We start from the raw sequence: 24,019 nt of genomic DNA on the forward strand, positions 1-24,019 counted from the left end.
ACCCCGGTCGGGAACCCCCGCCGCCGACGCCGTAGACACGAGAAGGGCGCCTCCAGGGGCGCCCTTGTCGTCGTTCCGGTGCTGCGGGTGCTACTCGTCGTCCTCGTCGTCCAGCCGTGCCAGCCAGGTCGCCAGGCGTTCCACCGGGACCTCGAAGTCCGGGTTGAGGTCGACGAACGTCCGGAGCTGCTCGGCGAGCCACTCGAAGGTGACCTCCTCCTCGCCGCGCCGCTTCTCCAGCTCTTCGATGCCACGGTCGGTGAAGTACATGGGTCAAGGATAAATGCGCGGAAACGGCCGGGCCGCACCCCCGTCGAGGGAGTGCGGCCCGGCCGTCGTACGGCGTGCGCGAGGGCGGTTACGCCTCGAACACCTCACGCACGAGCTGCTCCTGCTCCGCCTGGTGGCGCTTGGCGGAACCGACGGCCGGGGACGAGCCGTGCGGGCGCGAGATGCGCCGCAGCCGCTCGCCGTGCGGGACGTCGGCGCCGACCGCCAGGTCCAGGTGGTCGATCAGGTTCAGGGCGATGAACGGCCAGGCACCCTGGTTGGCCGGCTCCTCCTGGACCCACAGGTACTTCTCGGCGTTGGGGTACTTGTTGACCTCGGCCTGGACCTCGGCGCCGGGCAGCGGGTACAGCCGCTCCAGGCGGATGATCGCCGTGTCCGTGGCGCCGCGCTTCTGCCGCTCGGCCTCCAGGTCGTAGTAGACCTTGCCCGCGCAGAAGACGACCTTCTTGACGGCGCTCGGCTCGACCGAGGCGTCGCCGATGACCGGGCGGAACCCGCCGTGCGTGAACTCCTCCGCCTTCGACGCGGCGGCCTTCAGACGCAGCATCGACTTCGGCGTGAAGACGACCAGCGGCTTGTGGTGCGGGTTGTGCACCTGCCACCGCAGGAGGTGGAAGTAGTTCGACGGGAGCGTGGGCATGGCCACCGTCATGTTGTTCTGCGCGCAGAGCTGGAGGAACCGCTCCGGGCGGGCGGACGAGTGGTCCGGGCCCTGGCCCTCGTAGCCGTGCGGCAGCAGCAGGGTGACGCCGGAGGTCTGGCCCCACTTCTGCTCGGCCGAGGAGATGAACTCGTCGACGACGGTCTGCGCGCCGTTGACGAAGTCGCCGAACTGCGCCTCCCACATCACGAGCGCGTCGGGGCGGGCCAGCGAGTAGCCGTACTCGAAGCCCATCGCCGCGTACTCGGAGAGCAGCGAGTTGTAGACGTTCAGCCGCGCCTGGTCCTCGGAGAGGTACATCAGCGGGGTGAACTCCTCGCCGGTCTCCCGGTCGATGATCACCGCGTGCCGCTGGCCGAAGGTGCCGCGCTGGGAGTCCTGGCCGGCGAGCCGGACGGGCACGCCCTCCAGGAGCAGGGAGCCGACGGCGAGGGTCTCGCCCATGCCCCAGTCGATGGTGCCGTCCTCGACCATCGCGGCCCGGCGCTGGAGCTGCGGAAGCAGCCGCGGGTGGGCGGTGATGTGGTCGGGGACGTTGACCTGGGACTCGGCGATCCGCTTGACGGTCTCCGCGGAGATCGCGGTGGGGACCGCGACCGGGAAGCCGTCCTGAGGGTCGTGGGACTCGCCGGAGGCGGGCTGCGAGGTGGCCTCGCGGACCTCGGTGAAGACCTTCTCGAGCTGGCCCTGGTAGTCCTGGAGCGCCTGCTCGGCCTCTTCCAGGGTGATGTCGCCGCGACCGATGAGGGACTCGGTGTAGAGCTTGCGCACCGAGCGCTTCTTGTCGATCAGGTCGTACATCAGCGGCTGGGTGAAGGCCGGGTTGTCGGACTCGTTGTGACCGCGGCGGCGGTAGCAGATGAGGTCGATCACCACGTCCTTGTTGAACGCCTGGCGGAACTCGAAGGCGAGCCGCGCGACGCGGACCACGGCCTCCGGGTCGTCGCCGTTCACGTGGAAGATCGGGGCCTCGATCATGCGGGCCACGTCCGTCGCGTACATGGAGGAGCGCGAGGACTCGGGGGCCGCGGTGAAGCCGACCTGGTTGTTGATGACGATGTGGACCGTGCCGCCGGTGCGGTAGCCGCGGAGCTGCGACATGTTCAGGGTCTCGGCCACCACGCCCTGGCCCGCGAAGGCCGCGTCGCCGTGCAGGGCCACCGGCAGGACGGTGAAGTCCGTGCCGCCCTTGTTGATGATGTCCTGCTTGGCGCGCGCGACGCCCTCCAGGACCGGGTCCACCGCCTCCAGATGCGAGGGGTTGGCGACCAGGGAGACCTTGATCTGCTCGCCGTCGAGACCGGTGAAGGTGCCCTCGGCGCCCAGGTGGTACTTCACGTCGCCGGAGCCGTGCATCGACTTCGGGTCGAGGTTGCCCTCGAACTCACGGAAGATCTGCGCGTACGACTTCCCGACGATGTTGGCCAGGACGTTCAGCCGGCCGCGGTGGGCCATGCCGATGACGACCTCGTCGAGGCGGGACTCCGCCGCGCTGTCGATGACCGCGTCCAGCAGCGGGATGACGGACTCGCCGCCCTCCAGGGAGAAGCGCTTCTGGCCGACGTACTTCGTCTGGAGGAAGGTCTCGAACGCCTCCGCGGCGTTCAGCCGGCGCAGGATGCGGAGCTGCTCCTCGCGCTCGGGCTTGGTGTGCGGGCGCTCGATGCGGTCCTGGATCCACTTGCGCTGCTTGGGGTCCTGGATGTGCATGAACTCGACGCCGGTGGTGCGGCAGTACGAGTCGCGCAGCACGCCGAGGATGTCGCGCAGCTTCATCAGGGACTTGCCGGCGAAGCCGCCGACGGCGAACTCGCGCTCCAGGTCCCACAGGGTGAGGCCGTGCTCGGTGATGTCCAGGTCGGGGTGCTTGCGCTGGCGGTACTCCAGCGGGTCGGTGTCGGCCATGACATGGCCGCGGACCCGGTAGGAGTGGATCAGCTCGAAGACCCGGGCGGCCTTGGTGACGTCGTCGTCGTGGCTGGCGTCGATGTCCTTGAGCCAGCGGACCGGCTCGTAGGGGATGCGCAGCGCCTCGAAGATCTCGTCGTAGAAGCCGTTCTCGCCGAGCAGGAAGTTGGCGACGACGCGCAGGAACTCGCCGGAGGCGGCGCCCTGGATGACCCGGTGGTCGTAGGTCGACGTGAGCGTCATGACCTTGGAGATGCCGAGCTTGTTCAGGGTGTCCTGGCTGGTGCCCTGGAACTCCGCCGGGTAGTCCATGGAGCCGACGCCCATGATCACCGACTGGCCGGGCATCAGACGCGGCACGGAGTGGACGGTGCCGAGGCCACCGGGGTTGGTCAGGGAGACCGTGACACCGGTGAAGTCGTCCATCGTCAGCTTGCCGTCGCGGGCGCGGCGGACGATGTCCTCGTACGCCTGCCAGAACTCGAAGAAGTTGAGCGTCTCGGCCTTCTTGATGCCGGCGACGACGAGCTGGCGGTCGCCGTTGGGCTTCACCAGGTCGATGGCGAGGCCGAAGTTGACGTGCGGCGGCTTGACGAGGGTGGGCTTCCCGTCCTTCTCCGCGTAGTGCCAGTTCATCGACGGCATGGCCTTGATGGCCTGCACCATCGCGAAGCCGATCAGGTGCGTGAAGGAGATCTTCCCGCCCCGGGCCCGCTTGAGATGGTTGTTGATCACGATGCGGTTGTCGAACAGCAGCTTCACCGGGACCGCGCGCACGGACGTGGCCGTGGGCAGCTCCAGCGAGGCGTTCATGTTCTTGGCGACCGCGGCGGCGGGGCCGCGCAGGGTGATCAGCTCCGGGCCCTCGGGCGCGGCCGCGGGCTGCGCGGCGGGCGCTGCCTTCGCGGCGGCCGGCCGGGGAGCCACGGCGGGCTTCGCCGGAGCGGGTGCCTGGGCCGGGGCCTTCGCGGCGGGCGCCGGAGCCGGGGTGGCGGCGGGCTGCGCGGCGGCCGGGGCCGGCACGGGTGCCGGGGCGGCGGGCGCCGCGGGTGTGGTGGTCCCTGCGGCCCCCGCGGCCGCAGTACCCGCCGTAGCCGGAGCGGCGGCGGCCGCGCCCGGCTTGTAGTCGGCGAAGAAGTCCCACCAGGCACGGTCTACCGAATTCGGGTCCTGGAGGTACTGCTGATAGATCTCGTCGACGAGCCACTCGTTGGCTCCGAACGCGGCAGCGGGGTTCTTGCCCGCTTGGTCTGCGTCGGTCGAAAGGCTCGATGCGTTACTGGGGGACTGTGGCGACACGGCGGCAACCGCCCTCTTCCGCTTCACAAGGTGATGGACAGCGGGAATAAAGGCTACGCCTCCAAGAGCACGTAGGTCAGGCCGGGCCGGTCCATCGTCGCGTAAGTCACATCGGAACACGCGTTTCGGGGGCGGAAATGGCGGGAAACAAGCGCGGTTGCGCTGCGAAAGGGGTGCGTTGACGCAGGTCGCGCACACCGAGCGTGCGGACCCGTGCCGACCTGCGCCGGTGCGCCGTCGGTTCTGTGCCTGATCACACGTGTCCATGCGTGCGGACGGCCGTGGATCATCTGGCTCCGCATTCAACTTTACGTCAACTTGGTACGGAAGACTCTCCCGGAAGAGTGACAAGAATCCGGCAACCCCGCTCGGATTCGGCCACTCCTATCCGGCCGCCGTGCAGATCGACCGCCCAGCGGGCGATCGCGAGACCCAGCCCCGTACCGCCGTCGCTGCCCGGCCCGTGCGGCCGGCGGACGGCTCCCCGGTTGAACCGCTCGAACACGCGGTGCCACTCCGAGCGCGGGATGCCGGGCCCCTCGTCCAGGATCTCCAGCTCCAGCGACTCCGGCAGCGGGCCGCGCCGCGCCTTGACCGTGACCCGGCCGTGCGGCGGGGAGTGCTTGACCGCGTTGTCGATCAGATTGGCGACGACCTGGTGGATGCGCTCGGGGTCCGCGTGCGCCGTCAGCTCCGGCGGCGAGACGTCCAGGTGCAGATGCACGTCGGTACGCGTGTGCGTGCCGCCCGACCCCATCGCGGCCCGCGCCGAGGCGACCATGTTGGACTCCTTCAGCACCCCCGACAGATACGGCCACACCTCGAAACGCCGCTTGCGCAGCGGTACGACGCCGTTGTCCAGGCGGGACAGGTCCAGCAGGGTCTCCACCAGCCGGCCGAGGCGCTCGGTCTGCTTCAGCGCGGTGCGCATGGTCTCGGGGTCCGCCTCGGCGATGCCGTCGACGACGTTCTCCAGGACCGCGCGCAGTCCGGCGATCGGAGTGCGCAGCTCGTGCGAGACGTTCGCCACCAGCTCCTTGCGCTGGCGGTCCTGGGCCTCCAGCTCGTCCGCCATCACATTGATCGTCTGGGCCAGGTCGCCCAGCTCGTCGCGGCGGTTCTCGCTGACCCGGCGGGTGTAGTCGCCGTGCGAGATCGAGCGGGCGACCGCGTTCATCTCGTCCAGCGGAGCGGTGAGGGAATGCGCCACGAACTGCGTGATGAGCAGGGTGGCGATCATCGAGAAGACCGTGATGAAGCGGAGTTCCGTCTTCGTGTGCACGGCGATCACGGACAGCCCGGTGGTGATCAGCACCGAGACGACGACCAGCGCGCCGAGCTTGGTCTTCACCGAGAACGGGCGCACTTTCCCCCAGGACTCCCCGGGGTCTCTCGGACCGTCCGCGCCGCTCATGGCGTGGGGGTCTCCAGCGCGTAGCCCACACCGTGCACCGTGCGGATCCGCTCGGCGCCGATCTTCCGGCGCAGCGCCTTGATGTGGCTGTCGACCGTGCGGGTGCCGGAGGCGTCCGCCCAGTCCCAGACCTCCGCCAGCAACTGCTCGCGGGAGAGCACCGCGCGCGGGGTGTTGGCCAGGCAGACCAGCAGGTCGAACTCGGTGGGCGTCAGATGCACGTCCTCCGAGCGGACCCGGACCCGGCGCTGCGCGTGGTCGATCTCCAGCTCGCCGAGGCGCAGGATGCCGCTGCGGGGGGTGGTCGCCGCGATGGCGGCGCGCTCCACCCGGCGCAGCAGCACGTGCACGCGCGCGGCCAGCTCGCGCATCGAGAACGGCTTGGTCATGTAGTCGTCGGCGCCCACGCCGAGCCCGACCAGCATGTCGGTCTCGTCGTCGCGCGCGGTGAGCATGAGGACCGGCACCGGGCGGGCGGCCTGCACCCGGCGGCACACCTCGAGGCCGTCGAAGCCGGGCAGCATGATGTCGAGGATCAGCAGATCGGGCTGCCATGCCTCCGCGGTGTCGACGGCCGCGGGGCCGTCGCCCGCCGTTTGCACGAGGAATCCCTCGGCGCGCAGGCGGGCCGCGATGGCGTCGACGATCGTCGGGTCGTCCTCGACCACGAGAACGCGACGCTGCGCGCCCTGGGTCGCCGTCGTCGTGCCGTTGTGCGCGGTGTGTGTCTGCTCCATCGCCCGCCCCTGAGTGTGCTTTCCGGAACCAGTGGGGTGGTCCCTTGTCTGCGCATGACTGCGGTTGACGCGTAAATGATCGGCGTCAGGCATGAAACGTACCCGGAGTCACCTCGCCTTTGCTATCCAGGTCGGACCGCGAGGTGCACGACGTCCGGCACGCCTCGGGCAACGGGGATCTCTTCGGTACGCACCTGCTGGAACCCGGCATTCCCCAAGGTTCCCTCGAATTCCGGAGAGGGCTGGGCGGACCATACCGCGAGCACGCCACCGGGTCTCAACACCCTTGCGCAGCGCGTGAGTCCGGCCACCGAGTAGAGGCTGTCGTTGCCCTCGTCGACGGTCCAGCCGGGGCCGTTGTCGATGTCGAGACAGAGCGCGTCGAACGTGTCGCATGTCTCATTGACGTAGTCCAGCAGGTCGGCTTCCACGATCTTCGCGCGCGGGTCGGCGAGCGCCCGCGCGGAGAGGGCGGACAGCGGGCCGTCGCGGTGCCAGTCGACGACGGCCCGCTCGCGCTCCACGACGGTGACCGCGCCCCAGCGGGGGTCGGCCGCGGCGTGTGCGAGCGAGAATCCGACGCCCAGCCCGCCGATCAGCAGCTCCGGGGCGTCCCGGCCGTCCAGGGCGGTCAGCGCGGCGTCCACCAGCAGGCGTTCGGAGCGGCCGTCGGAGGTGTCCATCAGGAAGCAGCCGTTCGCGATGATCTGGAGCAGCGTCCCGTGCCGGCGCAGCACCACCTCGCCGTGGGGACCCTCGCGACGGTCCAGCACTTCGGGGATGTCGTAGGGCGTCACCATCGGCCCATCGTGGCATTTCTCTGACGGAACGTTGACGGATTGCGAAGAGTCCTGGTCGGGCGGGGGTGAAGAAGCTGTGCGGCATTGACGGACGGGCTGTGACTCCCCCTTCGGAGATCGCTGGGGGATCGCCGGGTGATCGCCCACAGCGAACGGACGGACGTCCCGGGAACATCCCGCGGCTCCCATGCATTGAGTCGGCATAGCTCAACTTGACTGCCGAAGGGGAGATCATGGCTTCGACGTCCGCATCGCTCACCCTGCCCGTACTGCCTCTCGATGACGAGGTCGTACTCCCCGGCATGGTGGTTCCGCTGGACCTCAACGACACCGACGTGCGCGCCGCGGTGGAGGCCGCCCAGGCCGCCGCGCGGTCCGAGCCGGGCAAGCCCAGGGTGCTGCTGGTCCCGCGGATCGACGGGACGTACGCGAGCACCGGCGTGCTGGGCACCGTCGAACAGGTCGGCCGGCTGGCCGACGGCGACCCGGGCGCGCTGATCCGCGGCCGCGGGCGCGTGCAGATCGGGGCCGGGACGACCGGCCCGGGCGCCGCGCTCTGGGTCGAGGGCACCCGAATCGACCAGAGCGTGCCGGAGCCCCTGCCGGGGCACGTCACCGACCTGGTCAAGGAGTACAAGGCGCTCGCCACCGCCTGGCTGCGCAAGCGCGGCGCCTGGCAGGTCGTCGACCGCGTCCAGGCCATCGACGACGTCTCCGCGCTCGCCGACAACTCCGGCTACTCGCCGTTCCTGACCACCGAACAGAAGGTGGAGCTGCTGGAGACCGCCGACCCGGTGGCCCGGCTGAAGCTCGCCACCCGGCAACTGCGCGACCACCTCGCCGAGCAGGACGTCGCCGAGACCATCGCCAAGGACGTCCAGGAGGGCGTCGACAAGCAGCAGCGCGAGTTCCTGCTCCGCCGTCAGCTCGACGCCGTCCGCAAGGAGCTGCGCGAGCTGAACGGCGACTCCAAGGACTCCGCCGAGGAGTCCGACGACTACCGCTCCCGCGTGGAGGCCGCCGACCTGCCCGAGAAGGTCCGCGAGGCCGCCCTCAAGGAGGTCGACAAGCTGGAGCGGTCCTCCGACCAGTCGCCCGAGGGCTCCTGGATCCGCACCTGGCTGGACACCGTCCTCGAACTGCCCTGGAACGAGAGGACCGAGGACTCCTACGACATCCAGGGCGCCAAGGCGATCCTCGACGCCGAGCACGCGGGCCTGGAGGACGTGAAGGAGCGGATCACCGAGTACCTGGCCGTGCGCAAGCGCCGCGGCGAGCGGGGCCTGGGTGTCGTCGGCGGGCGGCGCGGCGGTGCCGTGCTGGCGCTCGTCGGCCCGCCCGGCGTCGGCAAGACCAGCCTCGGCGAGTCGGTCGCGCACGCCATGGGCCGCTCCTTCGTCCGCGTCGCCCTCGGCGGCGTCCGTGACGAGGCCGAGATCCGCGGCCACCGCCGTACGTACGTCGGCGCGCTGCCCGGCCGGATCGTGCGGGCCATCAAGGAGGCCGGGTCGATGAACCCGGTGGTCCTGCTGGACGAGATCGACAAGGTGGGCTCCGACTACCGGGGCGACCCGGCCGCCGCCCTCCTCGAAGTCCTCGACCCGGCGCAGAACCACACCTTCCGGGACCACTACCTGGAGGTGGAGCTGGACCTGTCCGACGTCGTCTTCCTGGCCACCGCCAATGTCCTGGAGGCGATCCCGGAGGCCCTGCTCGACCGGATGGAGCTGGTCCGCCTCGACGGCTACACCGAGGACGAGAAGGTCGTCATCGCCCGCGACCACCTCCTCCCGCGCCAGCTCGAACGGGCCGGCCTGGACAAGGAGGAAGTGGTCCTGGAGGAGAGCGCCCTGCGCAAGCTGGCCGGCGAGTACACCCGCGAGGCGGGCGTGCGCACCCTGGAGCGGACCGTCGCCCGGCTGCTCCGCAAGGTCGCGGCCCAGCACGAACTGGGCGAGCGGGAGCTGCCGTTCACCGTCACCGACGCCGATCTGCGCGCGCTGATCGGACGGCCGCACCATGTGCCCGAGTCCGCCCAGGACCCGGCCGAGCGCCGCACCGCGGTACCCGGCGTGGCCACGGGCCTCGCGGTCACCGGCGCCGGCGGTGACGTCCTCTATGTGGAGGCGTCGCTGGCCGACCCGGAGACCGGCGCGGCGGGACTGACCCTGACCGGTCAGCTCGGTGACGTGATGAAGGAGTCGGCGCAGATCGCGCTGAGCTTCCTGCGCTCGCACGGCGCGGAGCTGGAGCTGCCGGTCGGCGACCTCAAGGACCGGGGCGTGCACATCCACTTCCCGGCGGGCGCGGTCCCCAAGGACGGCCCGAGCGCCGGCGTCACGATGACGACGGCCCTCGCCTCGCTGCTGTCGGGCCGTCTGGTCCGCACGGACGTGGCGATGACCGGCGAGGTCTCCCTGACCGGCCGGGTGCTGCCGATCGGCGGCGTCAAGCAGAAGCTGCTCGCCGCCCACCGCGCCGGGGTGACGACCGTCGTCATCCCCAAGCGCAACGAACCCGACCTGGACGACGTCCCGGCGGAGGTCCTCGACACGCTGGACGTCCACGCCGTCACCGACGTCCGCCAGGTCCTGGAACTGGCGCTCGCGCCCGCCGCGAACGGCGCGGCGCCGGAGGTTCCGGTGGCGGCGTGACGGACGCCTCCGGAAGGACGGCGGGACCCGGATCTCCCAGGAGGCCCGGGTCCTCGCCGGACCCGGGCCGGGAACATGGAAAGCTACGCAGGTAGACGACCAGACGGACACGGGGAACCGGAGCAGGGGTGCTGACGTGCACGAGGACACACACGGCGAGGGACACGGGGGCGGCGAGTCCACGGAGTTCCTGTCCCTGGAGCGGGAACTGACGGTGCTGCTGCGCCGCGCCCGCGCCAACCAGGGCGAGATGGCCCGCGAGGTCCATCCGGACCTGGAGTCCGCCGCGTACGGTCTGCTGGTCCGGCTGGAGGAGTGCGGCCGGCAGCGCGCCACCGAACTCGCCGCGTACATCGGCGTCGGCAAGGCCACCATGTCCCGTCAGCTCCGCGCCCTGGAACAGCTCGGTCTGGTCGCCCGCGAACCCGACCCGGCCGACGGCCGCGCCTGGCTCGTCGACCTCACCGAGGAGGGCCGCACCCGGGTCGGCCGCGTCCGCGAGGCCCGCCGCGCGCGGTACGTCCGCAACTTCTCCGACTGGGACCGCACCGAGGTCGCCGAACTGGCCCGGCTGCTGCAGCAGCTCAACCGCGGCATGGAGAAGTAGCGCCGGCCCCCGCCTGCCTGACGCTCCCTACAGGTCCATCTACTGGTCCCTCTACAGGTCCACGTACACCGCTGTCGCGTCGTCATGTGTCTTGCCGGTCCCCAAAAAGGCCCGGGCCGTGGCGTCCGCGTCCTCAAGCACCCGCACCTTCTCCACGAGGGCGCGGGGGCCGTCCTCGCGGACGAGGGTGAACAGGGACGTCCAGTCGCCCTCGTGGAAGGTCTCCGTCCAGCGGGTCGCGCCGTCGGACAGCGCGGCCAGCGAGACGACCTCCGTGCGGGGCACACTTCCGGCCACCGCCCGGTCCGCCACCGCCGGATCCGCGGCGGCCGTGAAGAAGCCGCCCTCCTTGTTGCGCAGCGTCCCGTCGACCGTCGCGGCGCTCCTCAACAGGGCGCGCGGCAGCAGGGCGAGACGGTCGTCCCGGACCGGTGCGACCGTGCCCTCGGGGGACGCCAGCAGCAGCGTCGCGTCGCACAGCACCAGGTACTCCACGGTCTCCGGGGACCAGCGCGCCAGGGCCACCGTCGCCTGCGGCGTACGCGGGTGAGAAAGGTCACAGGTTCGCGCATGGGCGTCGGCGGTACGCGCGATGGCGCGGGACAGGGCCTCCGCCAGCGGAACATCCGGGAGGGAAACGGTCAGTTCGGTCAGGGCCCCGCCCAGCCGTGCCGTGAACCAGGGGACCGAATGCAGACAGCCCCCGCCGTCCGCCGGTGGTGTCACCCCGTCCAGCAGGACGACCGAACCGCCCTGTCCGGAGGCGGAAAGTCCGACACTCGCGAAGTCCTCGTTGGGACGGGCCCGATCGCCCGGCTCCGACACAAGTTCCGTACGCATCCAGCCAGTCTGCACGACCGCTCCACAGCGTCCACGAACGTCCCACACGCGCCGCCGGACCGCCGTGCGAGCCTCGCCCGGCCCAGGTCAGACGCCTGTTTTGGGCGGGAATGCTGGGCTCGGGGCAGACGTGGTGGCGAATATTGTCAAAGCCTGCCGCTCACGTCCAACCGGCCCGCCGGACCGGGCCGTCACGCGCGCCGCGGGAACTTGCCCGCCAACTCCCGTCCGATGTTCACTCCTTCGGGTGGCGGGGGAAGCGATGCGCGACCGCTGCCCACCGGCACTGGGAGGGTCGGGGACCGAACCGGGCGTACGCATCATTTGACGGAGCGTCACATCCGGCCCATGGGTACACGAGTCAGGAATGCGAGCACCGGTGCAGAAGACGCGGACTGGGCGTAAAGGCAGCCGGACGGCCTCCGAGGGCGGCGCCGAGCGCACCCCCGTCGGCAAGGGCCGCCCCACCCACGTACGCAACCGGCTGATCGTGGCCGTGGCCGTGGTGGCCGCCGCGATCGCCGGTGCCGGCGCCCCCGCGCTCCTCACCGCCTCCGGGCAGCTCAAGGACTCCCAGGACCTGGTCACCCTGGCCGAACAGACCGAGGACGCCCTCGCTCTGGCCCGGTCCCTCGCCGACGAACGCGACGAGGTCACCTCGTACGTCGCGGCCGGCCGCCCCGACTCCGAGGCCCCGTCCGCCGAGAGCGGCGCCCGGGTGGACCGCCAGGCCCGCGAGCTGACCGCGGAGACGGACGTCACCGCCGGCCTGCGCGACGCGCTCGACTCCCTCACCGCCGTCCGCCGCACCGCGCTCACCGGCGAGGGCACCGCCCTGGAGGCGCACGACGCCTACTCCAAGGTGATCACCGCCCTGCACGGCCTCGCCGAACGGCTCGCCGAGCAGACCCCGGCGCGCGCGGGCTCCGGGGCGCACGCCCTCGTCGCGCTCGACACCGCCGTCCAGCAGGCGTCCGCGACCCGCGGACTGCTGCTTGCCGCGCTCCGGGTGCCGACCGCCACCCGGACCGTCATCGACCCGGTCACCGGCCTGGCGAGCACCGAGAAGGTCTCCTCCGAGGCCGACGGCGAGCGCCGCGACGCCCTCACCGCCGCCGCCCAGCAGTCCCGGGTCCGCTCCGACGCGGCTCTCGCCGACTTCCGCGCGTCCGCCCCCGAGGACATCGTCGAGTCGTACGACTCCACGGTCACCGGCGGGGACGTCGACACCGCGGAGAAGTACCTCGCCCGCCTCACCGACCAGCCCACCCTGAGCGCCGGTGAACTCGCCACCGGCGTCAAGAAGCTGGACGCCGCGCTCTCCGCCCGCGTCGACCTGATGCGCGGCGCCGAGTCCTCCCTCTACAGCGGGCGCGCCGACGACCTCGCCGCGCTGCGCGACGACGACGTCACCGGCCTGGAGATCAGGATCGCCCTGCTCGGCGCGCTGATGCTGCTCGCGGTCGCCGTCTCCACCGGCATGGCCCGCAGCCTCACCCGCCCGCTGTCCGTGCTGCGCCGCGGCTCCGCCCGGCTCGCCGGGGCCGAGAACCCGGCCGCCGAGGAACCCGTCACCTTCACCGGCCGCAACGACGAGTTCGCCCAGGTCGTCCGCTCGGTCAACGCGCTGCACGCGCACGCCGTCGCCGTCCACGAGCGGGTGGCCACGCTGGAGTCCGACCGCAGGCATCTCGTGGGCCAGCGCCAGGCGATGGCCGACGCCCGTGAGGAACTGCGCGCGGAGATCGCCGAGTCGGCGGCCCAGCTCGAACGGCTGCGGTCCAGCATCACCGGCACCTTCGTCAACCTCGCCCTGCGCACCCTCGGTCTCGTCGAGCGCCAACTCGGCGTCATCGAGACCCTGGAGGAGCGCGAGCAGGACCCCGACCGGCTGGCCACCCTCTTCAAGCTCGACCACTTCGCGACCGTCATGCGGCGCCACAGCGAGAACCTCCTCGTCCTCGCCGGCACCGAGCACGTCCAGCAGCACGCGGGCCCGATCCCGCTGGTGGACGTGGTCCGGGCGGCCGTCAGCGAGATCGAGCGCTACGAGCGGGTCCGTATCTCGGCGCTGCCGCCGCACGCGCACGTGGCCGGCTTCGCCGCGGACGACCTGAGCCATCTGCTCGCCGAACTCATGGAGAACGCCACCTCGTTCTCCCCGCCGGACCTTCCCGTCGAGGTCTCCGGCTGGCTCCTGGAGAGCGGCGAGGTCATGCTCTCCGTCCAGGACGAGGGCATCGGCATCCCGGAGGACCGCCTCACCGTCCTCAACGCCCGCCTCACCGACTTCGACCCCGAGACCCCCTACGACCAGGAGGGCGAGGAGGGGCTCGGCCTCGGCCTGTACGTGGTGGCCCGCCTCGCGCACCGGCACGGGGTGCGGGTGCAGCTCCGCGAGCAGAAGCAGGGCGGGGTGGCGGCGGTCGTCGTCCTCCCGGCCACGCTGCTGCCCGAGGCGCCCTCGGCCGCGGTCCCGTCCGCGACACCGGCCTCCGCCAAGGCCCAGTCCTTCTCCCTCCCCGGCGCCGACGCGGAGGCCAACTCCAACGTCCTCCCGGGCCGCCCGAAGCCGGCCGCGGGGGACCCCCTGGTCGCGCTGGCGGAGAAGGCCGTACGGGCGGCGGGGGAGGAGAGCCGGGGGGATACGGTCCCGAGGCCCCGCAAGGAGACACCGGCGGAGGCGCTGTCCGGCGCCGACGCCGACGCCGAGGCGCGGGCGGCCCAGGCCGACCCCGAGACCAGCCCCGAGCCGAGCCCTGAGCCGGCCCCCGAGGCACCCGTAGGACTCCCGGCGGCACCCGTAGGACTCCCGGCCGAAAGCCCGGCCGAGACGACCATGGAACTCCTGCTGCCGATCCCGCCCGCGGAAGCGGACCCGGCGGCACCCGAGGACGAGGTCCCGGCCCCGCAGACGGACTCGCCCGAGTCCCAGGTCCCGGCCCGGGCCCAGCCCTCTGAAGAACACACCCGCGTCCCCGACCAGCCCGAAGAGCCGGTCACCGACAAGGGACTGCCCAAGCGCACCCCCCGGATCACCGCGCCCGCACAGACCCCGAGACAGCGCAGCGGTTCGGTCGACGCCGAGGCCCTCCGGCGTCGGCTGGGCGGTTTCCGCCGGGGGGCGGAGGCCGGGTACCGCGAGGTGGAGGCGGAGATCGCCGAGAAGACGGGCCAGAACAAGGTTCCGGCCCCGCAAGCGGCTCAAGAAGCACACGCACACGCCGAAGAAGACACGGGGGGCACAGTCGAGGAGGCAAGCAGTTGACCGCGCCCAGTACCTTCGGACTGAGCAGTGAAGCCCGTAACCTGCACTGGCTGTTGACCAACCTGGTGGAGGAGGTGCCCGGGATCCGGTCCGTGGCGGTCGTCTCCTCCGACGGCCTGCTGCTGCTCTCCTCGGACCCCGACCTCCCGCACGCGCGGACGCGTCTGCACGAGGGCACCGCAGCCCCCGGCGACGCGCGCCGCCGCAGGACCGGCGACGAGGACAAACCCGCCGGCCCGCGCGGCTCGTCCGCCGACCTCGCCACCATCGTCTCCGGCATCGGCAGCCTCACCATCGGCGCCGCCCGGCTCATGGAGTTCGGCGGGGTGAAACACACCATGATCGCGATGGCGGAGGGCAGCCTCTTCGTGATGTCGATCAGCGACGGCTCCCTGCTCGGCGTCCATGGCTCCGCCGACTGCGACATGAGCGTGGTGGCGTACCACATGGCGCTCTTCGTGGGCCGTGCGGGACATGTCCTGACCCCCGAACTCCGCAGTGAGCTACGGCAGTCGCTGGAGTCGGCCGGGAGCGGCCGATGAGCACCGGCCCGGCCGCCAGGAAGCGGCTCCCCGTCCGCGGCGGCGACCGCAAGCCCGCCCGCGTCCGCCCCTACTCGCTCACCGGCGGCCGGACCGGCTTCGGCCATGTCCTCCTCGTCGAGACCTTCGTGGCGGCCCTCGAAGCCCCCGAGGAGCGCAAGGAGTTGACGAACAGTTCGCTCAGGTCCGCCGTGATGCCGGAGCTGCGCGCCATCGCCGAACTGTGCCGCCGGATGCGCACGGTGGCCGAGATCGCCGCGCTCCTGAAGATGCCGCTCGGTGTGGTCCGCGTCCTGCTGAGCGACCTCGCGGACCAGGGAAAGATCCGTGTGTACGGCACCGGTACCGCTCACGGTACGGGCCGTCCCGACCGCGCTCTGCTGGAAAGGGTGCTGAGTGGACTCCGTCGTCTCTGACGCCGCCACCTCCGTAGGCGTCACCTCCCTCCCGGGAATCCCCGCCGCTGCCGCGCCGTCCGACGCGGACGAGCCGCTCCGCCCCTGGCAGACCGACCGCACCAGGGCGCCCGTCGCCACGAAGATCGTGGTCGCGGGCGGTTTCGGCGTCGGCAAGACGACCCTGGTCGGCACCGTCTCGGAGATCGAGCCCCTCCAGACGGAGGCGCTGATGACCGAGGCCGGCGCGGCCGAGGACGACCTCACCGGCACGCCCGAGAAGTCCACCACCACGGTCGCCATGGACTACGGCCGTCTCACGCTCGACGACGACCTGGTCCTCTATCTGTTCGGCACCCCGGGCCAGCAGCGGTTCTGGTTCATGTGGGACGACCTGGTGCGCGGCGCGATCGGGGCGGTCGTGCTGGCCGACACCCGCCGGCTCAAGGACTGCTTCCCCGCGCTGGACTACTTCGAGAGCTGCGGACTGCCGTACGTCGTCGCCGTCAACCACTTCGACGACAGCGAGCTGTTCGAGCCGGACGACGTGCGGGAGGCGCTGACGATCCCCGCACACATACCTGTCATGATCATGGACGCGCGGCGCCGGATCTCGGTGATCGAGACCCTTCTGGCCCTGGTGGGCCACGCGCTGGACGAAACCCCCGAGTAGTCCCGAGTGAAGTCCCCTTAGGAGCCATCCCCGCATGCGGAAGATACTCGTCGTCGGAGCCGGCCAGTCCGGACTCCAGCTCGCCCTCGGCCTCCAGTCGCACGGGTACGAGGTCACCCTGATGTCGAACCGGACGGCGGACGAGATCCGCTCCGGCCGGGTCATGTCGACGCAGTGCATGTTCCACACGGCCCTGGAGCACGAGCGCGCTCTCCAGTTGAACTTCTGGGAGTCCCAGGCCCCGAAGATCCAGGGACTCGGCGTCTCCGTGGCCGCCCCCGGCTCGCACGACCCGGGCCCCACCCAGCGCGCCATCGACTGGCTCGGCCGGCTCGACGGCTTCGCGCAGTCCGTGGACCAGCGGGTGAAGATGGCCGGCTGGATGGAGACCTTCGCCCAGCGCGGCGGCCGGCTCGTCATCCACGGCGCGGCCGTCGGCGACCTCGACTACTTCTCCCGCGCCTACGACCTCGTCCTGGTCTCCGCGGGCAAGGGCGAGCTGGTCTCCATGTTCGCCCGCGACCCCGAGCGCTCCCCCTACACCGCCCCGCAGCGCGCGCTGGCGGTCTCCTACGTCCACGGACTGGGCCCGCGCCCGGAGCACCCGGACACCGAGGCGGTCCGCTGCAATCTGGTCCCCGGCGTCGGCGAACTGTTCGTCATGCCGACGTTCACCACGTCCGGCCGCGCCGACATCCTCTTCTGGGAGGGCATACCCGGCGGCCCGCTCGACGTCTTCGACGGCGTCAAGGACCCGGCCGAGCACCTCTCCCTGACCCTGGGACTCATGGAGCGGTTCACGCCCTGGGAGTACGAGCGGGCGCGGAGCGTCGAACTCACCGATGCGGGCGGCACGTTGGCCGGACGGTACGCGCCGACCGTGCGCAACCCGGTCGGCCGGCTGCCCGGCGGCGGGCTGGTCCTCGGCGTCGCGGACGTCGTCGTCGCCAACGACCCGATCACCGGCCAGGGCTCCAACTCCGCCTCCAAGTGCGCCGCCGCGTACCTCGCGTCGATCCTGGAGCGGGGCGAGAAGGAGTTCGACGAGGAGTGGATGCGCGCCACCTTCGACCGCTACTGGGACACCGCGCGGCACGTCACCAAGTGGACCAACGCGATGCTGGCCCCGCCGCCGGAGCACATCGTGAACATGCTGGGCGCGGCAGGCCAGTTGCAGCCCGTGGCCGACCGTTTCGCCAACGCCTTCGACGACCCGTCGGACTTCGAGAACTTCTTCTACGAGCCCGAGAAGACCGCCGCCTACCTCGGCGAGGTGGCGGGCGCCTGAGGTCCGCCCTGCGGCCGTGCGTCCGGCACCGGATCCGGATCCGGGTCCGGGCGTACGGCTCCCAGCACCGGGTTGGACGCGATCGGTGAGATCTTGACCCGCTCCCCGGTGCGCGGGGCCTGCACCACCATGCCGTCGCCCAGATACAGGGCCACATGCGTGGCCTCGGGGAAGTAGAGCACCAGGTCACCGGGGCGCAGCCGGTTCAGCGGGATGCGCGGCAGCCGCGCCCACTGCTCCTGGCTGGTGCGCGGGATCGGCGTCCCGGCGTGCCCCCACGCCTCGGAGGTCAGCCCCGAGCAGTCGTACGACGCCGGACCCTCGGCGCCCCACTCGTACGGCTTCCCGATCTGCTCCACCGCGTAGCGCACGGCCCGGTCGCCCTCCGCAGACGGCGGCCGGTCGTCGTCCAGGTCGCCGGAGGCCATGACCCGCTTCTGCGCCTCGGCGACACCGGCCTGCTCCAGCTCCGCGATCGCGGCGAGCTGGGCGGTGGTGAGGGAGGCGAGGAGCTTCTCGACGTCACCGAGGCGGCGGCGGACGTCGTCGCGCTCCTTCTTGCGCCGTTCCGCCAGCGTGAGCTGGGCGTCGAGCGCGGTGCGCGCCGCGCGGGCCAGCTCGTCGGACCGGCGTTCGCCGCCCTCCAGCCGGTCCACGGTCTCGGCCCGCTCCCGTGCCAGACGGCCGATCACATGCCCTTGTTCCAGGGCGTGTTGGGGGTCGCGGGCGAGCAGCAGCCGGACGTACGGGGAGAGATCGGTGCTGCCCTGGTACTGCTGGCGGGCCAGCCGGCCGGCCGCGCCCCGGCTCTCGTGCAGCGACAGCCGCGCCTCGGCCAGGGCGGTGTCCAGCCGTTCGGTCGCGGCCCGCTGTTCCTTCAGCTTCTCCTCGGTGGCGTTGTACGCCTCGGTCGCCCGCTCGGCCTCCCGGTACAGCCGCTGAAGCTCCGTCAGCAGTTCGGCCACGGACCGCCCGCCGGGCGCCGCCGCCGTGCCCGCCTCGGGAGGCGCGGTCGCGCCCGCCTCCGGGGACGCGGTGGCCGAGGGTCCGGCCGGTTCCGGTTCCGGTACGGCCCATGCGGCCCCCGGGGCCAGGACCACCTGCGCGGCGAGCGCGGCCGTCACCGCCGTACAGGCCAGACGCAGCAGCCTTTCTGACACGTCATCACCTCCGCCGCGGGGGAGCGGCCCGGCTGGCCCCTCCGTCCCGCAGGGCGAGCATGGGGCGTGCGGGCGCGGTCCGCGCGCCGGGTGTGCGCGCTTCGGCGCAACCGGGTCACCCGTCGGTGTCGTCCCGGCGTTCGTCCGGCGTGGGGGCTTCCGGTTTCGACCACGGCCATCTCAGCCGGCCCGCCGCCCTCCCGCTCGGGTCGAACTCGTACTTCCAGCCCCGCGGGAGTCCCAGCCGCTTGCTGTGGCCGCGCGGCACGCGCCGGTAGACCAGCACGGTGGGCGGGCCGCCGGCCGCGTCGGGGACGGGGATGCGGTACGTCTTCGGCGGCTGTCCGGTGGGGCCGGTCAGGACGGACAGGACGCGGCCGTCCATGGGCCCGCCCTCGAAGGGGGTCTCTTCGCTTCTCACGGCACCAGTGTCGATCACAGCTCCGCGGCGAGCGCGCCCCGGATCAGCTCGGCGCACTGCGGGTCCCGGCCCGCGGTCACCGTCAGCAGCGCGACGAACTGCTCCACCAGCCAGTCCCGCAGTTCGTCGGCGGGCGGCTGGCGGTCCTCGTCGAGCCAGATCAGGGATGCGGCCTCGACCGCGGTGATCCACATGCGGACGGTCATCCGCAGCCGGGGTCCGGGCTCGTCGACCCCGAGGTGGGCGTAGATGTGCTCGGCGGCGGCGCGCCGGGTGCCGTCCACGATGGCGGTGGTGTGCGAGGTCTCCACCACGCTGCCGCCCTGGAGCAGGGCGGCGAAGCCGGCGTCGTGGCGCCGGACGAACACGAGGTAGCGGTCCAGGGCGCGGCCGAGCCGGGGGAGGAGGGGGCCCTCGCGGGGCTCGTCGAAGCACTGCCGCAGCTCCTCGGCGGCGGAGCGCAGCGCCGCCTCGTAGAGCTGCTGCTTGCCGCCGGGGAAGTACCGGTAGACCAGCGGCCGGGAGACCCCGGCGGCCTCCGCCACGTCGTCCAGCGAGACGTCCTCCGGGACGCGGATCGCGAAGAGGGACAGCGCGACGTCGAGCAACTGGCTGCGGCGCTCCTCCACGCTGAGCCGGCGGTAGGCGGGTGCGGCGGGGGTCATGACGTGCAGCGTAATCGCCCCGCCCGCCGCCCGCGCCCGGTCCGCGCGGCCGGGGGCGTCCTTCGGCCCCCGGGTGTGCCGTCAGGCCGGCAGGCCCCGCGCCGTCAGGCGAGCAGGCCCGACGACTTCCACAGGCGGCGGCCGACGCCGCGCATCACGCCGATGTCGTCCAGGAAGTCCGTCAGCCGCTTGGCGCCGGTCTGCATGACCTCGCGGCGGTGTCCGCTGGCCTTCACCTGGGCCTGGGCCTCGCGCTTGTCCAGTCCGACGTTCGTGTACACGTCGGGGTTGACGAAGGCGACCGAGAAGACGCGCGCGAACTCGCCGGAGGTGACCCGGGTGAACTCCTGGGACCACCTCGGGGCGGTCACCATCTGGCGGCGCAGCTCCTCACGGGCGTAGCGCACATGCCGGGCCTCCTCGACGACATGGATCCGGGTGACGCCGCGGACCAGGGTCTGGACCCGCTCGTCCGGGAAGGTCAGCCGCTGCATCCAGTCGAGGATCTCCTCGCCGAGCAGGGTCGCGGTGAAGGAGCCTGGGGTGGTGGAGATCGTCTTGAAAACGCGGCCGAGCTGCTGGTGCGCACGGCTCACCGGGTACCAGGGGGTGTCGCCCTGGGCGATCAGCCGGGCGAACATCTTCGAGTGCCGGCACTCGTCCTCGATCTCGGTCAGCGCGTACCGCACATGCGCGCTGGTCGCCGACTTGTCGTAGATGTGCCGGACCAGGAGCTGCATCAGGATGATCTCGAACCAGATGCCCAGCGAGGCCAGCGCGGCCGCCTCGTGCTGGGACAGCAGGATCCGCTGCTCCTCGCTCATCCGCTTCCACATCGGGGTGTCGTAGAGCGACACGAGTTCCGGCGGCCAGAACCACTTGCCGTCCTCGAAGGGGGCGTCCCAGTCGAGTTCCTTGTCCGGGTCGAAGGAGTGCTTGGCGGAGGAGGCGAGCAGCCGCTCGGCCACCTCTTCCCGGTCCTTGAGCAGGCCCAGCGCGTCCCGCAGCCCTTCCAGTGCGTCTGCATCCGTGAGGGTCGTCATGGCTCTTATGAGACTGCTTGTCAGTAAGCCCGTCAATCCCCGTGCGTGGACTTCTCACTTCCTCCCCTCCCTTCGCACGCCCGTGCGAGACTGACCGCGTCCGGAGACACCGTCGGGGGAGGGGGACCGCGTGGACCCCGCCACCGCCGCGCGCCGCAGCCTGGAGGGCCTGGCCCTCGGGGACGCCTTCGGCGAACGCTGGTTCCCCCTGTTCCGCCCGCCGCGCCAGGCGTACGCCGAGATCCGCGCCCGCCGCACCCCGCCCGAGCCGTTCTGGCACTGGACCGACGACACCGCGATGGCCCTGGGGATCCTGCGCGTCCTCGACCGTCACGGCGAGATCCGGCGCACCGAACTGGCCCGCGCCTTCGCGCACGGCCATCGGGCCGACGCCGCCCGGGGCTACGGCCGCGGCATGCACGCCCTGCTGCCCCGGCTGCTCCAAGAGCCCGACCGCTGGCCCGAGTCGGCCCGAGAGCTGTTCGACGGCGAGGGCAGCCTCGGCAACGGCGCGGCGATGCGTGTGGCGCCCCTCGGCGCCTGGTTCCACGCCGACCTCGACCGGGTCGCCGACCAGGCCGTCCGCTCCGCCGAGGTCACCCACGCCCACCCGGAGGGCATCGCCGGGGCGGTCGCGGTGGCCGTCGCGGCGGCGCTCTCCGCACGGCACGAACTGACCCTGGACGCGGTGGCCGCCCGCACCCCCGACGGCGCGGTCCGCGAGGGCCTCGCCCGTGCCGCCGCGCTGCCCTTCGCCACCGAGCCCTGGAAGGCCGCGGACGCTCTCGGCAGCGGCGGGCGCGTCCGCGCCGACGACACCGTCCCCTTCGCCCTCTGGTCCGCCGCCCGTCATCCCGCCGACCTGGTCTCCGCCCTGTGGACCACCGCCGAGGGCTTCGGTGACGTCGACACCACGTGCGCGATCACTGGCGGTGTCGTGGCGTGCCGTACCGGCGTCGAGGGGGTCCCGGCGGTCTGGCTGGATCGTCGGGAAGCGCTGCCCGGCGCCGGGGGCCGGGCGTGACGGCCGCCTCGGGGCCGGTCGCCGGTCTTCGGGTGACCAACCGCGGCCGGGACCTGCTGGAGCTGATCCTCGAACCGTACGGCAGCGACCACTGGCTGCGGCCCGGCGAGACCTTCGTGGTCTGGGCGCTCACCGCCGAGGACGCCGGTCTCTTCGAGGTGGTCCACGAGCCCGGCACGGTCACGGTGTGGGCCCCGTCGCACGCGTTCGTCGGGGACGAGGACGGTGCGGAGATCGACTGCGGCCACCACCGGCCGCCGCCGCCCGGCCTCTTCCGGCTCCCGCTGCCCTGAGCGCCGGGACCGCGGGCCCTAGACCGAGCAGCCCAGTTCCTCCGGCACCGTGAAGGCGACCGGGTCCGCGCCCTGGGGCGGGAAGGACGTGCGCAGGGTGAAGGCGTAGGGCGTCGGGCCGTGGGCCCGCAGGTGGAGCAGCCGGGCCTCGGCCTCCGCGACCGTCGGACGGTGGCCCGCCGGCACCCACCACAGGGTCGACATCGCCTCCCGCACCCGCTCGAACCACTCCCGGCGCCGGGCGAGCATCTCGCGGTGCCGCCCCTGGTACATGTACGCGGTCAGCGCGTCGGCGTCCCGCCACACCGACATGTTGACGATCAGCCAGTCGTCCCCGAAGACCGGGACGTCGGTGGCGTCGCCGCCCTCCGACTGGAGCCGCCACACGAACCCGGCGGCGGCGTCCGCGTCCGCGTTCACCGGATCGAGGGCGTCGACGAAGTCCTTCAACTCGGGTGAATCCAGCGGGAACTTGAGGCGGGCGATGTTGACCTGGGCGAGTTCGAGGGCGGCATCAGTCATGCGCGCACCGTAGGACGCTCCTGACCGCCCCGTGAACCCCCCGTCTCACGGGCTGAGCACCGCCTCCATCACCGCCCGGGCGATCGGCGCCGCGACCCCGCCCCCGGTGATGTCACCGCGGCGCGCCGACGCGTCCTCCACCACCACCGCGACCGCCACCCCCGGCTCGAACTCCCGCTCGCCCTGCGCCCAGGACACGAACCAGGCGTACGGCGTGCCCGCGTTGCCGACCCCGTGCTGGGCGGTGCCGGTCTTGCCGCCGACGACCGCGCCGGGGATCGCCGCGTTCGTCCCGGTGCCCTCGCGCACCACGTCCTCCATCAGCTCCCGCATCCGCCGCGCCGTGGACGGCAGCATCGCCTGCCGCGCCGGACGCGACCCGGCCGAGGCCACCGTCGCCCCGCCCCGCCGGGTGGTCCGCTCCACCAGGTACGGATCCCGCAGCAGCCCCCCGTTGGCCACCGCCGCCGACACCATCGCCATCTGCAACGGCGTCGCCCGCGTGTTGTACTGCCCGATCGACGACAGCGCCAACTGCGCCCGGTCCAGCGAGGTGTCGAAGGTGCTCGTGGCCGCCGAGTACGGGATCCGCAGATCGGCGCGGTTGAAGCCGAACGCCTCCGCCGTACGCGTCATCCGGGCCAGCCCCACGTCCACCCCGAGCTTCGCGAACACCGTGTTGCACGACCACTCGAACGCCACCCGCAGCGGGGCGTCCCGGCAGCCCTCGCCCTCGTTCGTCAGCCGCGTCCTGGTCCCGGGCAGGGTGTACGGCGCGGGGGACAGGGTCGGTTCGTCCAGATCCCGGATCACCCCCGCGTCCAGCGCCGCCGCCGCGGTGACCACCTTGAAGGTCGACCCCGGCGGATACGTCTGCCGGACCGCCCGGTTGAGCATCGGCTGGTCCGGATCGCCGTTCAGCCGCGCCCAGGCCCGCTCGGCCCCGGCGTCGTTCCCGGACAGCACCGACGGGTCGTACGACGGACTCGACACCAGCGCCAGGATCCGCCCCGTCGCCGGTTCCACCGCCGCGACCGCGCCCTTGCGGCCGTGCAGCCCCTCGTAGGCGGCACGCTGGGCCCGCTCGTCGAGGGTCGTGACGACGTTCCCGCCGGCCGGGCGGCCCCGTGTCATGTCGTTCCACAGCGGGAACGGCGCGAGCAGCGGATCGGCGCCGGAGAGCACCCCGTCCTCGGCGTGCTCCAGGAACGTCGTCCCGTACTCCTGCGAGGCGAACCCGGTCACCGGTGCGTACAACGGCCCGTCGCGGTACGTCCGTTCGAAGCGCAACTGCTCTCCGGTGTCCCGGGAGCCGGTCACCGCGGCGCCGCCGACCAGGATGTCCCCGCGGGGCTGGCCGTAACGGGCGATGGAGTCCCGCCGGTTGGCCGGGTTGCCGTCGTAGACACCGGCCCGCACGACCTGCACGCGCAGCGCGTTGACCAGGAGGGCCACCAGCAGCAGCGCGCAGAAGAAGGCCGCGTGCCGGATGTGCCGGGTCACCGGGCCGCCCC

The 24,019-nt window shown here is 72.1% G+C and carries 21 protein-coding genes; 9 read left to right on the forward strand and 12 right to left on the reverse strand.

Annotated elements, in window-relative coordinates; all coding sequences use genetic code 11:
• Positions 1-90 precede the first annotated feature (90 nt).
• From AFM16_RS26110 to AFM16_RS26130, 5 genes are all read right to left on the reverse strand, one after another.
• Positions 91-270: a DUF6104 family protein gene (locus AFM16_RS26110; RefSeq protein WP_003992906.1), complete on the reverse strand. Its 180-nt coding sequence runs from the start codon at positions 268-270 to the stop codon at positions 91-93.
• A gap of 88 nt (positions 271-358) precedes the next feature.
• The gene (locus tag AFM16_RS26115) at positions 359-4,159 is read right to left on the reverse strand and encodes a multifunctional oxoglutarate decarboxylase/oxoglutarate dehydrogenase thiamine pyrophosphate-binding subunit/dihydrolipoyllysine-residue succinyltransferase subunit (protein WP_030784300.1); all 3,801 of its coding nucleotides are present in this window, start codon (positions 4,157-4,159) and stop codon (positions 359-361) included.
• Positions 4,160-4,472: 313 nt separating this feature from the next.
• The gene (locus AFM16_RS26120; protein WP_078634782.1) at positions 4,473-5,573 is read right to left on the reverse strand and encodes a HAMP domain-containing sensor histidine kinase; all 1,101 of its coding nucleotides are present in this window, start codon (positions 5,571-5,573) and stop codon (positions 4,473-4,475) included.
• Positions 5,570-6,310 (reverse strand): response regulator transcription factor, encoded by a 741-nt coding sequence (locus AFM16_RS26125; RefSeq protein WP_030784305.1) that lies wholly within the window; start codon positions 6,308-6,310, stop codon positions 5,570-5,572. Before AFM16_RS26125 ends, AFM16_RS26120 begins: the two co-directional genes overlap by 4 nt.
• 122 nt (positions 6,311-6,432) lie before the next feature.
• Positions 6,433-7,110, reverse strand: a complete 678-nt coding sequence (locus tag AFM16_RS26130) for a spermidine synthase family protein (protein WP_030784308.1) — start codon at positions 7,108-7,110, stop codon at positions 6,433-6,435.
• 233 nt (positions 7,111-7,343) lie between these two features.
• Here AFM16_RS26130 and lon point away from each other — a divergent pair, with 233 nt between their 5' ends.
• Together lon and AFM16_RS26140 are read left to right on the forward strand one after the other, a co-directional pair.
• On the forward strand, positions 7,344-9,764 hold the full coding sequence (lon, locus tag AFM16_RS26135; RefSeq protein ID WP_078634783.1) for an endopeptidase La: 2,421 nt from the start codon (positions 7,344-7,346) through the stop codon (positions 9,762-9,764).
• A 136-nt stretch (positions 9,765-9,900) separates the two neighbouring features.
• Complete coding sequence (locus tag AFM16_RS26140; protein ID WP_078634784.1) at positions 9,901-10,371, forward strand: MarR family winged helix-turn-helix transcriptional regulator; 471 nt, start codon at positions 9,901-9,903, stop codon at positions 10,369-10,371.
• Between the two features lie 51 nt (positions 10,372-10,422).
• On the opposite strand, the gene AFM16_RS26145 is transcribed toward AFM16_RS26140, so the two are convergent.
• Positions 10,423-11,211 carry a hypothetical protein gene (locus AFM16_RS26145; protein ID WP_078634785.1) on the reverse strand — a complete coding sequence of 263 codons (789 nt, stop codon included), beginning with the start codon at positions 11,209-11,211 and terminating at the stop codon, positions 10,423-10,425.
• A gap of 379 nt (positions 11,212-11,590) precedes the next feature.
• Here AFM16_RS26145 and AFM16_RS26150 point away from each other — a divergent pair, with 379 nt between their 5' ends.
• Genes AFM16_RS26150 through AFM16_RS26170 form a run of 5 tightly spaced genes read left to right on the forward strand, consistent with a single transcriptional unit; the run spans position 11,591 to position 17,377 of the window.
• Positions 11,591-14,479, forward strand: coding sequence for a sensor histidine kinase (locus AFM16_RS26150; protein WP_245177803.1), 2,889 nt, complete (start codon positions 11,591-11,593; stop codon positions 14,477-14,479).
• On the forward strand, positions 14,476-15,021 hold the full coding sequence (locus tag AFM16_RS26155) for a roadblock/LC7 domain-containing protein (protein WP_078634787.1): 546 nt from the start codon (positions 14,476-14,478) through the stop codon (positions 15,019-15,021). The genes AFM16_RS26150 and AFM16_RS26155 overlap by 4 nt, the downstream gene beginning before the upstream one ends.
• On the forward strand, positions 15,018-15,437 hold the full coding sequence (locus AFM16_RS26160; RefSeq protein ID WP_030784321.1) for a DUF742 domain-containing protein: 420 nt from the start codon (positions 15,018-15,020) through the stop codon (positions 15,435-15,437). Before AFM16_RS26155 ends, AFM16_RS26160 begins: the two co-directional genes overlap by 4 nt.
• Positions 15,418-16,089, forward strand: a complete 672-nt coding sequence (locus tag AFM16_RS26165; RefSeq protein WP_030784323.1) for a GTP-binding protein — start codon at positions 15,418-15,420, stop codon at positions 16,087-16,089. The genes AFM16_RS26160 and AFM16_RS26165 overlap by 20 nt, the downstream gene beginning before the upstream one ends.
• A gap of 34 nt (positions 16,090-16,123) precedes the next feature.
• Positions 16,124-17,377, forward strand: coding sequence for a styrene monooxygenase/indole monooxygenase family protein (locus tag AFM16_RS26170; protein WP_078634788.1), 1,254 nt, complete (start codon positions 16,124-16,126; stop codon positions 17,375-17,377).
• Here AFM16_RS26170 and AFM16_RS26175 read toward each other — a convergent pair.
• From AFM16_RS26175 to AFM16_RS26190, 4 genes are all read right to left on the reverse strand, one after another.
• Positions 17,350-18,537: a C40 family peptidase gene (locus AFM16_RS26175; RefSeq protein ID WP_078634789.1), complete on the reverse strand. Its 1,188-nt coding sequence runs from the start codon at positions 18,535-18,537 to the stop codon at positions 17,350-17,352. The two genes, AFM16_RS26170 and AFM16_RS26175, sit on opposite strands and share 28 nt — an antisense overlap.
• Before the next feature lie 115 nt (positions 18,538-18,652).
• Complete coding sequence (locus tag AFM16_RS26180) at positions 18,653-18,958, reverse strand: DUF8847 domain-containing protein (protein WP_078637098.1); 306 nt, start codon at positions 18,956-18,958, stop codon at positions 18,653-18,655.
• A 14-nt stretch (positions 18,959-18,972) separates the two neighbouring features.
• On the reverse strand, positions 18,973-19,623 hold the full coding sequence (locus AFM16_RS26185) for a TetR/AcrR family transcriptional regulator (RefSeq protein WP_030784335.1): 651 nt from the start codon (positions 19,621-19,623) through the stop codon (positions 18,973-18,975).
• A gap of 104 nt (positions 19,624-19,727) precedes the next feature.
• Entirely contained in the window at positions 19,728-20,666 is a 939-nt protein-coding gene (locus tag AFM16_RS26190) for an AurF N-oxygenase family protein (RefSeq protein WP_030784337.1), read from the reverse strand.
• 130 nt (positions 20,667-20,796) lie between these two features.
• Between AFM16_RS26190 and AFM16_RS26195 the strand changes: the two genes are divergently transcribed.
• Together AFM16_RS26195 and AFM16_RS26200 are read left to right on the forward strand one after the other, a co-directional pair.
• Entirely contained in the window at positions 20,797-21,690 is an 894-nt protein-coding gene (locus AFM16_RS26195; protein WP_078634790.1) for an ADP-ribosylglycohydrolase family protein, read from the forward strand.
• Positions 21,687-21,983, forward strand: coding sequence for a hypothetical protein (locus AFM16_RS26200; protein WP_051780303.1), 297 nt, complete (start codon positions 21,687-21,689; stop codon positions 21,981-21,983). Before AFM16_RS26195 ends, AFM16_RS26200 begins: the two co-directional genes overlap by 4 nt.
• An 18-nt stretch (positions 21,984-22,001) precedes the next feature.
• Here AFM16_RS26200 and AFM16_RS26205 read toward each other — a convergent pair whose 3' ends face one another.
• Together AFM16_RS26205 and AFM16_RS26210 are read right to left on the reverse strand one after the other, a co-directional pair.
• A complete protein-coding gene (locus AFM16_RS26205) occupies positions 22,002-22,505 on the reverse strand; it encodes a DUF3291 domain-containing protein (RefSeq protein WP_030784344.1) in 504 nt (167 codons plus the stop codon).
• A 45-nt stretch (positions 22,506-22,550) separates the two neighbouring features.
• Entirely contained in the window at positions 22,551-24,008 is a 1,458-nt protein-coding gene (locus AFM16_RS26210) for a penicillin-binding transpeptidase domain-containing protein (protein ID WP_078634791.1), read from the reverse strand.
• Positions 24,009-24,019 lie beyond the last annotated feature (11 nt).

It is taken from the genome of Streptomyces antibioticus, assembly GCF_002019855.1.
Classification (GTDB): domain Bacteria; phylum Actinomycetota; class Actinomycetes; order Streptomycetales; family Streptomycetaceae; genus Streptomyces; species Streptomyces antibioticus_B.